Origin of the sequence: Streptomyces fungicidicus, assembly GCF_003665435.1 — a bacterium.
Taxonomy (GTDB): Bacteria; Actinomycetota; Actinomycetes; order Streptomycetales; family Streptomycetaceae; genus Streptomyces; species Streptomyces fungicidicus.
This window is the reverse complement of the sequence record NZ_CP023408.1, coordinates 875,657-890,315: the sequence shown is the minus strand read 5'-3', so window position 1 is coordinate 890,315 and position 14,659 is coordinate 875,657. Positions and strand designations below refer to the sequence as shown.

Annotated in this window: 10 protein-coding genes and 6 pseudogenes; 4 read left to right on the top strand and 12 right to left on the bottom strand. The window is 69.4% G+C overall.

Translation table 11 applies throughout. From position 1 onward, the window contains the following. The first annotated feature begins 1,274 nt into the window (after positions 1–1,274). From CNQ36_RS34265 to CNQ36_RS34260, 3 genes and pseudogenes are all read left to right on the top strand, one after another. A complete protein-coding gene (locus CNQ36_RS34265; RefSeq protein WP_121549583.1) occupies positions 1,275–1,574 on the top strand; it encodes a hypothetical protein in 300 nt (99 codons plus the stop codon). A 338-nt stretch (positions 1,575–1,912) separates the two neighbouring features. After that, positions 1,913–2,038, top strand: a pseudogene (locus CNQ36_RS35510) (AraC family transcriptional regulator); the annotation flags it as partial. A gap of 82 nt (positions 2,039–2,120) precedes the next feature. Further along, positions 2,121–2,952: pseudogene (locus CNQ36_RS34260) on the top strand (transposase); the annotation flags it as partial. 40 nt (positions 2,953–2,992) lie between these two features. Here the strand turns inward: CNQ36_RS34260 and CNQ36_RS34255 are convergent. Further along, a complete protein-coding gene (locus CNQ36_RS34255; protein ID WP_121549677.1) occupies positions 2,993–4,273 on the bottom strand; it encodes an MFS transporter in 1,281 nt (426 codons plus the stop codon). Positions 4,274–4,484: 211 nt separating this feature from the next. Between CNQ36_RS34255 and CNQ36_RS34250 the strand changes: the two genes are divergently transcribed. Further along, positions 4,485–4,838, top strand: coding sequence for a hypothetical protein (locus tag CNQ36_RS34250; RefSeq protein ID WP_121549582.1), 354 nt, complete (start codon positions 4,485–4,487; stop codon positions 4,836–4,838). A gap of 378 nt (positions 4,839–5,216) precedes the next feature. On the opposite strand, the gene CNQ36_RS34245 is transcribed toward CNQ36_RS34250, so the two are convergent. The 11 genes and pseudogenes from CNQ36_RS34245 to CNQ36_RS34195 form a co-directional block, all read right to left on the bottom strand. After that, entirely contained in the window at positions 5,217–6,437 is a 1,221-nt protein-coding gene (locus tag CNQ36_RS34245; RefSeq protein ID WP_121549581.1) for an FAD-dependent monooxygenase, read from the bottom strand. Continuing rightward, positions 6,434–7,831, bottom strand: a complete 1,398-nt coding sequence (locus CNQ36_RS34240; RefSeq protein WP_121549580.1) for an MFS transporter — start codon at positions 7,829–7,831, stop codon at positions 6,434–6,436. Before CNQ36_RS34240 ends, CNQ36_RS34245 begins: the two co-directional genes overlap by 4 nt. A gap of 208 nt (positions 7,832–8,039) precedes the next feature. Next, a pseudogene (locus tag CNQ36_RS34235) lies at positions 8,040–8,513 on the bottom strand (ABC transporter permease); the annotation flags it as partial. Further along, positions 8,507–8,644: pseudogene (locus CNQ36_RS35505) on the bottom strand (ABC transporter ATP-binding protein); the annotation flags it as partial. The pseudogenes CNQ36_RS34235 and CNQ36_RS35505, both read right to left, overlap by 7 nt. Positions 8,645–8,775: 131 nt before the next feature. Beyond that, positions 8,776–9,450: a response regulator gene (locus CNQ36_RS34225; protein WP_121549579.1), complete on the bottom strand. Its 675-nt coding sequence runs from the start codon at positions 9,448–9,450 to the stop codon at positions 8,776–8,778. 12 nt (positions 9,451–9,462) lie between these two features. After that, positions 9,463–10,695: a sensor histidine kinase gene (locus CNQ36_RS34220; protein ID WP_121549578.1), complete on the bottom strand. Its 1,233-nt coding sequence runs from the start codon at positions 10,693–10,695 to the stop codon at positions 9,463–9,465. A 10-nt stretch (positions 10,696–10,705) separates the two neighbouring features. Then, positions 10,706–10,912: pseudogene (locus CNQ36_RS35500) on the bottom strand (hypothetical protein); the annotation flags it as partial. Between the two features lie 197 nt (positions 10,913–11,109). Beyond that, complete coding sequence (locus tag CNQ36_RS34210; RefSeq protein ID WP_240659551.1) at positions 11,110–11,463, bottom strand: helix-turn-helix domain-containing protein; 354 nt, start codon at positions 11,461–11,463, stop codon at positions 11,110–11,112. 56 nt (positions 11,464–11,519) lie between these two features. After that, positions 11,520–12,407, bottom strand: coding sequence for a hypothetical protein (locus tag CNQ36_RS34205; protein ID WP_240659550.1), 888 nt, complete (start codon positions 12,405–12,407; stop codon positions 11,520–11,522). A gap of 276 nt (positions 12,408–12,683) precedes the next feature. Next, positions 12,684–13,194: pseudogene (locus CNQ36_RS34200) on the bottom strand (integrase core domain-containing protein); the annotation flags it as partial. A 45-nt stretch (positions 13,195–13,239) separates the two neighbouring features. After that, a complete protein-coding gene (locus tag CNQ36_RS34195) occupies positions 13,240–13,782 on the bottom strand; it encodes a hypothetical protein (RefSeq protein ID WP_121549577.1) in 543 nt (180 codons plus the stop codon). Between the last annotated feature and the right edge of the window lie 877 nt (positions 13,783–14,659).

The window sequence follows — 14,659 nt, the reverse complement described above, 5'->3', positions numbered from 1 at the left end:
TTGTGACAGCTACGCCGTCTCTCTGGTCCGTTCCTACTGGAACCCCGATGTCCCCGGCTATGTACGCGACGTCCTGGAAGGCCGGACTCCTCCGACATGGGTCACTGACCACGTCGGCGGGATCGTCGTGATTCCCGACGCGGACGCTCCGACTACGGCGTCACCGGCCCGGGCTGGTGACGGTGGCGCCGGGCTGCTCCCCGGATTGCCTCAAGGCGCCTCCGCCGCCACATGACCACCGTCCTGGGCAAGCCGCGTGAGTTCGACGCGAACCGTCCGGCACTGACCGACCGGCCGGAGCCAGCCGACAGGCCCAGTCCCGCTGTCCGGGCAGGCGTGCGGAAGGTTCTGTCATTCCAGGTACTGGCAGAACCTCCAAGCCGCACTCCGCTCCTCCTCGGCGGGCAGGCTGGCCTGCTGTGGAGTGATCTTGCGCGGCGGGTGGCGAGGAACTCTCGGATTTCGCGGGCGGTGCCCATGCTGTCCAGGTCATGTCCTGATCCCGGATCCCGGCGGTGAGTCAGCGCGATGGGTGTAGTCGCTGTGCGAGTGGGCCGACGTCGATCCGTTGGCGGTCGTCGGCTCGGCGTAGCGGTGGGGTAAGGACGCGAGCCATGAGGGCGTCGTGGTCGGGGGTGCCGGGTTTGGCGCCCCACCGCGCCAGTATGGCGGCCTGCCCCCGAGCAGCGGGTCGACTGGATGCGCACCAACACCCCTAACCACCACCATGGTCAGGGCCGTCGCCGAGTTCTGAGGGGCACTGCGCAGACCCCGGCCGCGGCCGCCAGGCCCCGGCCACAGCCCTCACCACAGCAGGCCACCACCATGCGCAGACACTGCGCATCCGTAGACCGCACGGTAGACGGGACACCCGGCGGGCAGCGGGACATCATGCCGCCTTCCTGCACCCGTGCAGCACATTGAGGCGGGGTAGCAGGACGAGCCGTCGGGCAAAGGAGCAGAGCGAAATGCACAACCGACGCGCAGCACCTGCCCACCACACCACAGCCATCAGCTGCGTGAGGCTCGCCTGGCTCTATTCACGAGCTCAGGCTCTGGCACAACGTCCGTGCAGCGGCCCGGTGATGGCAGTGGGGCATGTCCGCGTCCGGGTCGGTCACGGTGTCGTCCGGCCCGTTGCGTGGCGCACGCGGGCTGTGGCTGGAACGCGATCACTCATCCGTAGGACGTCGGCATACCTGACCGGCCGCCGGAGAAGCCTCGTGTCGGCCAACGCCGTCGGCCGAGTGATCCCCCAGATCAGGAAGTCAGTGATGAGCTTCATTCAGACCGGCAAGATCGACCTGAAGTCCGACAACGCGATCGAGACCGCTGGCGGCAACACGTCGACCTTCACCCGCGTCACGTTCCCCACCCCATTCCCGCCCGGCTCCAGCGTCGTCGTTCTGCCCCTGACCCAGACCTTCAACGGTCCGGAGACGCCCGGTATCCGCATCCACGACGTCACCACCAACGGCTTCCTGATCCGCCTGAACGAGGTGTACGCCGGCGCCACCAAGAGCGACGGGAAGCACACCACCGAGACCATCGGCTGGCTCGCCGCAACTGTCTGACCCGCTCCCGTCGGCCGGGCCCCCGGCCGACGGGGCCACGGTCGGCCAAGGACCGGATCGGTGACGAACACCCACATGACTGCAAGGCTGTGAGAACCGGCCTTCACGGGTGGGGGATGCTGCCGGTACGACGCTTCCTCGGGCAGACACCCGGTCTCATCGGTGACCGCCCCCACGCGACGGCCCCGCGGCACAGCCCAGAACATGTCTTCACGGCGTCTCATGGCGTCTCACGGGCGCTGGAACCGGGCTTCCATCAGCCACTCCGACGTGCGCCGCACAGCGGCTGGACAGGCCCCTGGCCGGGCTACCGCTCGAACACGCGCAGCAGTCAGATACTGCCGGCAGCGCCGGTGCCGTTGCTCATCGTCAATCTCGGGGCGCCGTTCCTCATCCGCGCCGGCATCGCCAGCGACGCGGCGGAGTATGCCGATGGCTGTGTGGTCGGTACGCCAACCCGGGCGTAGTTCGGTGTGGGGCCAGTCCGCGACTGCTGAGCTGCGTGACCGGCTGGCCTTGGCGGGCACACCGGTCTAGGCCGACTAGGACACCGTCCGCGACGTGATTCACCGGTTCAAGGAGATCGGCCTGGCCCGTCTGGACCCTCGCTGGGCGGGAGGCCGTCCCCGCCTGCTCAGTCCTGACGACGAGGACTTCGTCGTCGGGACGGCCACCACTCGCCCGACCAAACTCGGTCAGCCCTTCACCCGCTGGTCCATCCGAAATCTCGCCGCCTACCTGCGGAAGGTCCACGGCCGCTTGATCCGGATTGGCCGCGAGGCGTTACGGTGCTTGCTGGCCCGCCGCGGCATCACCTTCCAGCGCACCAAGACCAGGAAGGAGTCACCGGACCCCGAGCGCGACGCGGCGTTCGACGAGTTCGGCCCGCTCGACATCCCACCGCCGGATCGGCCTGGGCCGTTGCTGGTCGCCCCGAACGGCACCCTGCGACCTACCACCGCACCCGCGGCGTCCGGTACTTCCACGGCTGCTACTCCGTCGGCGACGACACCATCTGGGGCGTCAACCGCCGCAAGAAGGGCACCGGGACACCCTCGCCGCGCTCAGGTCCGTCCGCGCGGCCCGTCCGGACGGCGCCCCGATCTACGTCATCCTGCACAACTTGTCCGCCCACAAGGGCGAGACGATCCGGCACTGGGCCAGGAAGGACCGAGTCGAGCTGTGCTTCACACCGATCTACGCGTCCTGGGCAAACCCGATCGAGGTCCATTTCGGGCCGCTCCGGCAGTTCACCGTGGCGAACTCGAACTTCCGCAACCACGCCGTCCAGACCCGGGCCCTGCACGCCTACCTCCGCTGGCGCAACAAGGACGCCCGCCACCCGGACGTGCTCGCCGCCCAGCGGAAGGATCTCGCCACTCGACCAAGCAATCCGGCGAACCTATGCGGTCACAGCACTAGGCGGCCGGACTATCCGTGGCCGGGGACGGAACCGCTTCCGTCGTGGGCGCTGGAACATGCCCGTTGGACAGGCGTCCCTTGCGCCATGGCAGGAGCAGCGCGCTCGCCATGCACAGCAGGCCGGCGATGAGCAGGGCACCGCGTACGCCCGCTGCGGCGGCGATGAGACCACCGGCGATCACGAAGGCGGCCTGGCATGTCTTCGCGCCGACGGACCAGGAGGTGCCGACGCGGGACATGAAGGCGTCCGGTGTGGCTGCCATGCGATAGGTGGTGAACGACGGGTTGAAGACCCCGGCGGAGAAGAGCAGGCCGAAGTCGGCGGTCACAATGACGAGCACGCCGACGGCACCGGGGGGCGTCAGCGGCAGCAGGATCGTCCACAGTGTGCGTGCGACACCCGACAGCAGCAGAATGCGACGCTGTCCGAATCGCCGGGTGAGCAGCGGGGTCAGGCGGGAGCCCAGCACGCCGCCCAGGCACGGCAGTCCCAGAGCGAGTCCGTACTGCCACGGTGCCAGGCCGAGGTCATCCAGCATCAGGACGGCCATCAGGGGTGAGGCCATCATGACGGATCCGCCGAACAGCAGCGCGTTGAAGAACAGCGGCCGCAGTGCTGGGTGCCGTAGGAGGTACTGCCAGCCGGCCGCGATGTCGCGGCCCAGGTGAGCGGTGGCAGCGCGGGCCGGTGGCACGGGTTCAGACTGCCGGATGCTGCGGATCCCCAGGGCCGATGCGAGGAAGGAAAGTGCGTCGACCACCATCGTGGCGGCCGCGCCCAGTGCCCCGATCAGAAGCCCGCCGACGGGTGGGCCGGCGCTGACGCTGATCCAGTTGGTCGTCTCGAACAGGCTGTTGGCACGAAGACGGTGCTCGGGCAGGACAAGTGCCTTCAGATGCGCCCCACTCGCCGCGTCGAACGCGACAGATGCCGCCGTCTGGAGAACGCCGACGACACACAGGTGGGTGAAGGTGAGCCTGTCGAAAACCACGGCGACCGAAATGCTCGCCAGCAGTACACAGCGGGCCAGATCGGCGGCGATCATGACCGGCCGTTTGTACTGGTGCTCGATCCCCACACCGAGCGGCAGAGCGATCACCGCGCTGGCCACCGCGGACAACGCAGCAAGCACAGAGACCTGGAACGCAGAGCAATCCAGCACCAGGAGGGCGATCAGCGGCAACGCCCCCATGCCGACGGCACTGCCCGCTGCACTGACCGCGTAGGCGCCCCACAACCGCCGGAAGTCCTGCCCGAGCGTGCTCCGCCGTGCCAACCGAACCTCCCCAGGTACGAAGGCGCTCAGCGTAGTGAAGCGGGTCACTCTCCACCGCGTGATCAGGCCATCAGCAAACGCACCTCAAAGCCACTGATGGCATCGCGTATTGGGCCGTCGTGAGTCAGCCAGGCTGATGCTGCTGTTGAGGGCTCGGTGAGGTGGCAACTGCTCGTCGACAACAGCGAGCCGGAGCGGCAGGATTCGGCGGGTGACGAACCTGATAGACATGAGCGAGCGCGAGTACTTCGCCCAGTTCGCCAAGCGGACCGGTATGTTCATGGGCTGCACGTCCCTCACGGTTGTGACGGCCTTCATGGTGGGCTACGACCAGGCGGCCCAACGGCATGGCGGGCCAGGCCTGGATGGTTGGCGCGAATGGCTGATGGAGAACTTCCAGGTCAGCGGCAACCTCGTCTGGGAAGGCCAGATCCGGCAGGTCGCCCTGCCGGGCTGGGAGGGTGGCTGGGAGCTCACCCCGGAGCAGGAAGCGCATGTCCTCAAGGTGCTCTTCAAGCTGTTCGACAAGTTCCTGGCCGAACGGGACGCCGCTCCGGGGGCGTAAGGCGCCTTCCACTACCGATGGGCAATGGTGAGGTCGACCCATATCCATGGGACGTGGTGCCAGGGACGTACTTCACCCACGACCAACTCGATCGTGCTTCTCACCACCGTTAACTGCTGGGCGAGTTGGCCTACTCCCGGTTCTCCGCCGCAGCGGATGACGTCCAGTGACGCGCCGACCGGCTCGTCACCTGGGAAGTGTTCAGCACCCCAGCCCTTATCGCCTCCCGATTACGCCGAGCATTCACGCACCAACAAGCCTGAGGAGGAACGGAGGCCGGGCATCTTCCGTGGCCCTGGCGCTGATCTTGTGAGGGCCTCAGTAGGCGGGCAGCAGGGATGCCCGGTGGTGGTAGCAGGGCCCGACCCGGCTCGGCGGTCATGCCGGGCGCAGGGGCTCGGGCAGAGTGAGCGCCGAATGAGCCAGTTTTCCCTCCGCCGGGGGCATGGCGCTGAGGCTGCGCAGTCGTTCGTTGCGCTGCTCCAGGGCCTGGGCGGTGGTGGGAAAGAGGGTGGCGCCGCCCTGGCCGACCAGCTCCTGGTTCGCGGTCACGAACTGCCGGGTGTCGCGTTCGTAGGCGGCGAAGCCCGCGCCGTGCCCCCGGTCCGCGAGGCAGCCGGCGAGCATGTACGCGCCGACGAGCGCGAGGCTGGTGCCTTGTCCGGTGAGGAACGAGGGCGCGTACGCGGCGTCGCCGACCAGCGCGACCCTGCCGCTGGACCAGCGTGGCATGCGGATCTGGCTGACCCCGTCGAAGAACAGGTCTTCCGCCTCGCGCAGGGCGGCCAGCATGCCCGGGACCTCCCATCCCGCGTCGGCGAAGACCTTGGCGACCAGGTCGCGTTGGGCCTGCGGGTCCCGGAACGTGTCCATGGGCGGCTCCGGCTGGGCGAAGTTCAAGAAGGCGTGCACCTCGTCGTCGTCTCCCACGGCGTAGAGTGCCGCGGCCCTGCCCGGGGCGTTCCACATCACGGTCTCGTGGGAGAGCCCGAAGGTGTTGCGCATGGTGAACACAGCGAAGCAGTAGCCAAGGTAGTGGTGGAACTGCTCTTCGGGGCCGAACAGTATCTCCCGGGTGCGCGAGTGCATGCCGTCGGCACCGAACACCATGTCGAACGTACGGCTGCCGCCCCCGCGGAAGGTGACGTCGACCCCGTGGCCGCTCTGGTCGAGGGTGTCGATGGAGTCGTTGAACAGGAACTCCACGTCGTCACGGACCGCCGTGTACAGCGCTTCCGTCAGATCCCCGCGCCGTACCTCCAGGTCCCGTCCCGCGACGCCGCCGGTGACGGCATGCGGGTGCAGGGAGGTGACCTCGCTGCCGTCCGAGTCGAGGAAGGCCAGCCGCCGCAGGTCGATGTGCGCGTCCCGCAGCCGCGGCAGGATCCCCATCCTCCGTACGACTTCGAGTGCGGTGCCGCGCACGTCGATGGGATAGCCACCCCCACGCAGGGTGGGCGCCTTCTCCACGACCGTGGCCGCGTATCCGTAGCGGTTCAGCCAGAACGCGAGGGCGGGCCCCGCGATGCTGGCCCCGGATATCAGGACCTTGCGCCTAGGCGTGCCACGGACATCCGTCAGCTGATCGGTGAGGGTCATTCCTTGACTCCTTTGGGCATGGTGCGAGTGACGAACAGGGCCAGCGACGTGACGACGCCGGCTATGACGAAGCCGGTGACGTAGGCCGATTCGGTCGCGGCCTCCGAACCGGAAGGGGTTGCGGCGGTGAGGAGCGCACCACCGAGCTGCCCGCCCACGGCGTAGCCGAGTACGCGGCTCACCAGGATCAGGCTGGTGGCGATGCCGGTGTCCTCGGCATCGACGGCCGTGGCGGTGCTGGTCATCATCGCCGTGACGCACAGGCCGTTGGCCAGCGCGATCAGCGCCTTGCCGACGACGACGTGCCAGACCTCGGTGTGCACGGACGCCAGGGCGACCAGGGAGACGGCCATCATGACGACCCCGGTGTTGACCACGGCACGCGAGCCGAAACGCCGGTCCCCGATTCCGCCGAGCGGCCCGGCCAGCGTCGCGGCGACGGCGCCGGGCAGCAGGAAGAAGCCGATCTCGGTGGCGCTGGCGCTGAATCCGTACCCGTCGCCGCGCTCGTCGAGCAGCTGCGGAACGAGATAGACCGCCATCGAGGTGCCGAGGCAGATCACGAATGTCAGCGCACATGCCTTCCAGATCGCGGGCCGTGCCAGCATGTGCAGATCGATCATCGGAGAGTCCGCACGCCGTTCGACGGACACCCAACCGGTGACGAAGACGGCCAGAAGCACGACGAGGGCGCCGACCACGAGTGGTTGCGAGGCCGCTTCGGGCGCCAGCGCGAGTACGAGCATGAGCGTGACCAGCATTCCGCTCAGGAGCAGCAGGCCGGGCCAGTCGATGCCGGCGCCGTACGACCCGCCCGGCTGGTCGGACGGCATGAGCCTGTTCACGAGCAGGGTGGCCCCGATGACCGCGATCGTGGGCAGCGCGAACATCCAGTGCCGGGAGAGCTCTTCCGCCACCGGCCCGGCCGACAGCATGCCGACCATCCCTCCCCCGACGAAGAGTCCGCTGACCACCCCGATGGCGACCTTCGACTCTCCCGGGGGCAGGTTTTTGCGCACGACGATGAACGACAGGGGAAGCGCGCCCACCATCGCCCCTTGCAGCACCTGCCCGAGCAGCAGCACTGGCAGGTTCGGGGCCAGGGCGGACACCGTGCCGCCGACCGCGACGACCGCCATCAGCCGGATCAGGACCCGTTTCCCGCCGTAGCGGTCGCCGAACTTGCCTGCCAACGGCGTGATGAGTGCCCCGGTGATGAGGAGCACGATGCTGAGCAGCGCCCCTTCGGACTGGCTCATGTCCAGTTCGCGTTCCAGGAGCGGAATCGTCGGTGACACCACCGACTCCAGAGCGCCGGTGGACAGTGCCAGTAAACCGAGGGCTCCGACAGCGGCCTTCCCGATGGGGACCGGGGGAGCCAGGATTGTGGTCATGAGTGTCCTTTCCGTCATTGCCGGGTGAGGTAGGGGGCAACGGGGCGCGCGCGGGATGTGGCGCTGCCGCCCCGCGGCTCGTGCCGGACGCGGGCAAGCGCCGCCGCGGCACGGTGTGCGCTGCTCCGCGGCCCGAGAGACGGGAGCCGATAAAGGGTGGGAGCCGGGTACGGGTGCCGATGCGTTGCCGGCTGCCGCCCCGGATGGGCTAGGGCCAGCGGCGCAGCGCGGCCCGGGCCGGCAGCGTGACCGCCAGCAGGGCCAGGCTGCCGGCGGCGACCGCGAAGCATCCGTACACCAGCGGGGGCACGTACGGCATGGCACCGGTCACGCCGCTCATCATCGGGATCAGCGTGGCCGCGGCGATCACGGAGCCGAGGACCAGGCCGACCACGGAGACCAGCTGGCCCTCCCAGCGGAGCATCGTCATCACCTGACGCCGGGTGGAGCCGACGAGGCGCAGGGTGCCCAGTTCGCGGCGGCGGTCCAGGACCGTCATCACCAGGGTGTTGACGGCGGCGACGGCGGCGAACCCGCCGAGGACCGCGGCCATGGTGTTGTTCAGCCAGGCGCCCGTCTTCGCGTCGCGGTTCTGCTCGGTGGCGTAGCCGGAGGCGTCGGTGACCTCGCCCAGGGCGGTGAGCCACTTTTCCGAGCCGCCCCGTACCAGCAGGGTGCTGTCGCGTGCACCGTGCCTGTCCCCCGGCCGTACTGCCGCCGGACGTCGCGCAGTTCGACGGCGAGACCGGGCGTGACCGCCGGGACCTCGGGCCGGTTGTCCGCCTTCTGCCGCTTGCCCCTGCGTAGCCTCATGTCCCGTCTCCCTCTCACGTGCACTTTCTGTGACGGGTGAAGAGTGCGGGGACGGCTGAGCGCCGGGCGTCATACCGGGGAGCCAATGTGGGGTGCTACCACGGTAGGGGGTGGAGGAGGAGCGGGGCGTCCTACTCGCCCGGAGCGACCAGCCCCGACTCGTAGGCGAAGACCACCGCCTGGGCGCGGTCGCGCAGGTCAAGCTTGGTCAGGACGCGGCTGACGTGTGTCTTCACCGTCTGCTCAGCCAGCACCAGCGTCTGCGCGATCTCCCCGTTCGACTGCCCGCGGGCCACCAGCGTGAGGACTTCCGTCTCGCGTTCCGTCAGGCCTTTGAGCCGCAGCGGGTGCTTGCCCCGGACGGCGGGACGCTGCTTGGCGAAGTCCGCGATGAGGCGGCGCGTCACGGAAGGGGCGAGCAGCGCGTCGCCCGAGGCCACGACGCGGACCGCCGCGATGAGGTCGGCCGGCGGCGCATCCTTGAGGAGGAAGCCGCTCGCGCCCGCCCGGAGCGCCTCGTAGACGTAGTCGTCGACGTCGAAGGTGGTGAGCATCAGGACGCGCGGCCGGTGTGTCACACCGGGTGCCGGCTCCAGGAGGCGGCGTGCGGCCTCCAGCCCGTCCATCTCGGGCATCCGCACGTCCATCAGCACGACGTCCGGGTGGGTACGCCGGCTCAGCTCGACGCCCTGCGCGCCGTCGGGGGCCTCGCCCACCACGTCGATGTCGCTCTGGGCGGCCAGCAGGGCTGCGAAGCCGGCCCGCACCATGGCCTGGTCGTCGACGATGATGACACGCGTCGTCACGTGAAGTCCTCTTCATTCAGGGAAGTTCAGGGGAAGTTGGGCGGCGACCCGGAAGCCGCCGTCCGGCAGCGGCCCCGTGTCGAGGCTGCCGCCGACGAGCCGTACCCGCTCGCGCATGCCGACGAGGCCGTGCCCGGTGCCGCCCAGCTCGAGCGGCCCGTCGGGCGGCTGGGGCGGCGGTCCGTTGACGACCAGGACGGTGAGCCGCGCACCGTCCTGCGGATCGGCCTCCGTCACCGACAGCGACACCTGCGTGCGGGCACCCGGCGCGTGCCGCACGACGTTCGAGAGAGCCTCCTGGACGATCCGGTACGCGGACAGGCCGACCGTCTCGGGCACGGCGACGTCGCAGGGGGTGAACTCCACCGGCCCGCGGGCCCTCGCCGTCACTTCCACCAGCTGCCCGATCTGCGCCAGGCCCGGCTGGGGCACGAGCTCGCCGTGCGCCTCCTCGTTGCGCAGCACGCCGAGGAGCCGTCGCATTTCGCCGAGCGACTCGCGCGCGGTCGCCGCGATGGAAGTGAACTCCTCCCGCACGTCCGGCGGAAGCGAGTCGAGGCGGTACTCCGCGGTGTCCGCCTGCACCGTGATGACGGACATGTGGTGTGCCACCACGTCGTGCAGCTCGCGGGCGATCCGGGCGCGCTCCTCCAGCAGCGTCCGCCGGCCACGTTCGGCCTCGCTGATCGTCTCCTGCTCGACCAGCCTGCGCTGCACCTCGGACCGCTCGCGCAGCGCACCGCCCAGCAGGAGCGCGACGCCCCCGAGGATGGTGAACAGCATGCCCATGGCGCCGAATACATGGGGCCCGACGAACCCCAGGGCCACGTTCGCGGCGGCCGTGGCCAGCCACACCAGCAGCAGTGTCCGGCGCCGTTCACGCAGGCCCAAAGCGAGGCAGAGGCCGACGTACCCGACGATCTCCATGGGCGGGAACGGCCACAGCAGCCGCTCCTGGAAGTCGACGGTGAGCAGGACGAGCGCCCCGGCGACGTCCGCGACGAAGACCACGTACCAGGCCTGCAGTGGCCGTACGACGGCGAGCAGCAGCGGCGCGGCCTGCGCGACGGCCAGCCCGGCGGCGACACTGCCGGTCAGGCCGTAGTCGGCGGTGAGGACCACGATGGTCGTGGGCAGCAGGGCGACGCACAGCACGAACGCCACGGCCCACGGCAGCAGCCGCACCCATCGCCGCGAAGCGCCCGCGAGCAGTGCGCGCGGGCGTTCCTCCTCCACTGAGGTCATGCGAACCAGCCTATGTGTACCGCGACGGCGTCCGGAGTGGCGCAAGGCGTCGGCTCCTCATATGTCGGCTGTCGGCACGCAGCGGTTCACCCACTTCGTACATGTGCCGCAGGGCCTGACGGTGGGAGTCGACGAGGTCGGTCTCCGCGTAGGGGATGCCAAGGTCGCGGCAGCGGGCCTTCACCATGGACTGGGCGAGCCTCAGGTGCGGGCGGGGCCACGGGCGCCTTGTGGGCGGGGAGGCTGTCGCAGATGACGTGGACCGCCAAACTCTAGTCGGTCTGACGGTCGATCTCGTCGAGGAAGTCGCGGAAGTCGACGGCCCGGTGTTGGGCGGACAGTCTCGTGATCACCTTGCCCGTGGCGGTGTTCAGCGCAGCGAACAGGTTGACGGCCCCGTGCCGGACGTAGTCGCTACTCCGCCGCTCCGGGCACTCCCGGAATCATCGGCAGGACCGGCCGCGGTCCGCTCAAGAGCCTGGATCTGTGGTTTCTCGTCCATCGCGAAGACGAGGGCATTGGCCGGCGGGGCGAGGTAAAAGGATGATGGTCCGCGGCGCCCCGGGCCCGCGGCTCGTCGGCGAGTCCGTCCAGTCGCCGGGCGAGGAACAGTGTGCGCCAGCGGCGCACGGTATCTCTGCCGACACCGAGTCGCGCGGCGACCACGGTGTTGTTCCAGCCGTTCGCGCACGCCGGCACGATGCGTGCGCGAACAGCCAGTCCCTGGACGGTCGAGCGGCGCTTGCTCTGAAAGAGGGGACGCCTCATGTGGCGACCCACGACCTCAAAACCGGATCACTAGTACGTCCTGCGAGGCGCCGTTCCTAGCGCATCAGCAGTCCCCGCATCCCCAGCCCGTAGTGCACGCGCAGCCGGTGCAGCTCCCACAGGCCCACCGCCGTGACGGAGAGCGGGGCGCCCAGGATGAACACGTACCGGATCACCGTCGGCACGCCCTCGTGGGCGCCGGTGAACATGTCGATCAGTGCCATCTCCCACGCCAACGCCATGATCAGCAGCGGCGGCACCGTCTGGTGGATGTCCGCGGTGCGGAACACGTGCTGGACGGCGAGTCCCACGCCCCAGACGACGAACGGCGTCACCCAGAAGAGGACGAAGAGGGTGAACGCGAGGATGAGGCCCTTCGTCACGGTGAAGTGGCCCTCCACGAGGGGTTCCTGGCCCTCGAAGAACCCTGAGAGCACGATGATCGGGAAGACGGAGGCCGCCGCCATCATGGCCACGATCGCGCCGAAGCACCGCCCCGCACGGCGCAGCAGGTCCCGTCGCGCCGCCGGAGCGGCCAGGCCGTACAAGACGCCGACGACGACCGGGAGGGTCGCCGCCAGCACGAGGGCGCTGGTCCACGACTTGTCGACCTGCTCGTCCGCCGCATCGCTGAGCTTGGGGGCGAGCTTGTAGGCGTAGGACATCCACAGGAAGGCGCCCACGCCGACCAGGGTCCTGATCTTCCGCATCCGCGCCACCTCACGATCCGAGACGATGCCCGGCCGTGACGGGGTGAAGACCCTGCGCGCGGTGTGGATGGGGCCGATCCGCCGCCGCAGCCGGGTGATCGGCCCGCCCGGCGGCGGCACCGGCGGCCCCGGGTAGGGCGGCTGGGGCTGTGGCCGCACGTAGGGCTGAGGTGGCTGCGGCTGGTAGGGCTGCGGCCCCTGGGGCGGCTGTCCGCCCGGGTTCCAGTTGCTCATCGTTCATCCCCCGATATGCGAGTGTGCGCTGCGATGGGCGCGATCGCCGAGTGTATTGAGCACACGGGGTCCGCGCAGCCCTCGCCCCGGGTCGTGCACCGAACGGCCATAATTACGCAAGCATGCTTCTTGCTTGTTTTCTTCGGCGCTGCCGTGCCCGAGGGGAGCGTCCCGTGTCCGATCCGACGCCCGTGTGCGACGACCTGCGCGAGGAGAGCGCGGAACTCGGCCGTGCGGGTGCCGATAAACCATCCGGCCTGGTCATGCGACATGTTGCTACTCGTTGGGGACTCCGCCGAGTCGGTCCCGCCGACGGACTTCCAGACGTCTGATCTGTGCTGGTTCGTCTATCGGTCGGGGAGTGGTCGGAGCGGAGCGGCTTGGCGCAGAGCTTGGTGCGGGCGATGCCGGTTGTCGAAGGTCTCGAACTCGCAGAGCGCGTGGAGCAGGTGGCTCTGGTTCCAGATCAAGGTGCGGTCCAGGAGTTCCCTGCGGCAGGTCTGTATCCAGCGCTCCATGAGCGAGTTGATGCGGGGTGTCCGGATGCCGGTGGTGACGACCTTCAGGCCGGCGTCGGCCAGCACGGCGTCGAAGGCGGCCGTGAACTTGGAGTCTCGGCCGCGGAGCAGGAACCTGGCCTGGCTGCCTGCGTCCTCAGGTCCATGACGAGATTGCGTCCGAACTGCGTGATCCAGTCCGCGGTGGGGTGAGCGGTGGCACCCAGCATCCGGATACGCCTGGTGGCGTGTTCGATGACGGCGAAGACGTACAGGCGCGCCCCGGTCACCGGCTCGCCCGGCCGGCAGCACACCACCGCCGGCCGTGCAACGCCTCAGCAGGCGTCGTACTTCCAGTCGCCCCGCTCCTTCAGCCACGGCTGCTCCTGGCCGAAATCCGGAACGCCCTCGACCTCGTACTCCACGAGGACCCGGCCATCCTCCGTGCCCGCCGTCTCCCCGCGCGTCTTGACACCGGTGGCGCGCCGCGGCCCGTACTTCTCGGCGGCCTGCGCCACTGCGGCCTCGTACGCGGTGCCACCGTGCTCGGCGGCGTGGGCGTCCCCGCCCTTCTCATCGGCGTGGCCGTGGGCCTCCCCCTCCTCGCCCTCGGCCGCGTGGTCCATCTGGTCGTTGACCACGCCCCGGCAGCGCTCCGAGAGCATTCCGAACGTGGTCGCCGCGTCTCCGCCGAAGTAGGCGGCGGTGTACTTCTCCACCGCCTCGGTCAGCGCGGCGTCCGCGTCCTTCAGCGGCAGCGTCCGCTCCTGCGAAGACCCGTTCTCCCTACCGCCGCTCGAGGACTCGTCGGCCGAACATCCGGTGAGGGTGAGAAACGCGGCAGCCACGCTCGCCGACAGGATGACGCACACGCGCATGACTCTCTCCGTGACAGGTACGTGGGCCGATGGCGGAACGGAAGATCCGGAGGGCATGTTGCCACATGGAGCGGCCGGCCGCAGGAAGCGGATTCCGCGCAAATGCCTTGTGTTAGACGCGTTTTGCACACATCGCCGCGCCCAGGAGGAGGGCCGTCTCCCGCCGCAGCCGCAGACCGTTCGGGCCGACGAGGATCGTAAATCCCCCGTGACCCGCGGCGTTCAGCGGCAGAGGACCGGGCGGGGCGGTGGTGTGCCGGCCGCTGGACCGGATCCCGGAAGTCCACCATCCCTCGGGGGCGGCGAAGCCGTCATCCCCGACGCCCTGTTTACTACCAACGCCACACTGCCGAGACGGCGCAGGCGGCGCGGACGGGGGTAACGAGGACGAAACCGATGCCAGGGGCGGGGTGATGCTGCGGGCGTTCGTCGAAGTCGACCGGGCCACCAAGGGACCCGAACGCCTCGCCGCCAAACCGTCCTCCTACGCACGCCTCCACAGCTACGCGCCCGCACCCGTGGTCCGGCAGCAACAACAACCCTTCCCCGAACCCGGCCAAGAGACCTGGCGCCAGCGCTACTCCCTCTTCCCCGCCTCCTGTTCATCCTCGACAGCTTCGGCCCAGCCTGGGTGGAAAACCGTATCAACGCCCTACGCGCAGCCTCCCGAAGACCCGAACTCGCCCCATTCCTGAGCGACGTCCCCATGACCGAACTGCTCCACCACGGCCCCACAGCGCCCGTATGGCAGCCCGTCACCCACCCCGATCAGCGAGTCGACTGGATGCACACCCGGCGCCTATAGGCACCGCTATGGTCAGGGCCATGGTCGGAATCTGACCGGGCACCGCGCAGACCCGCCCGCGGCCGCCGGGGC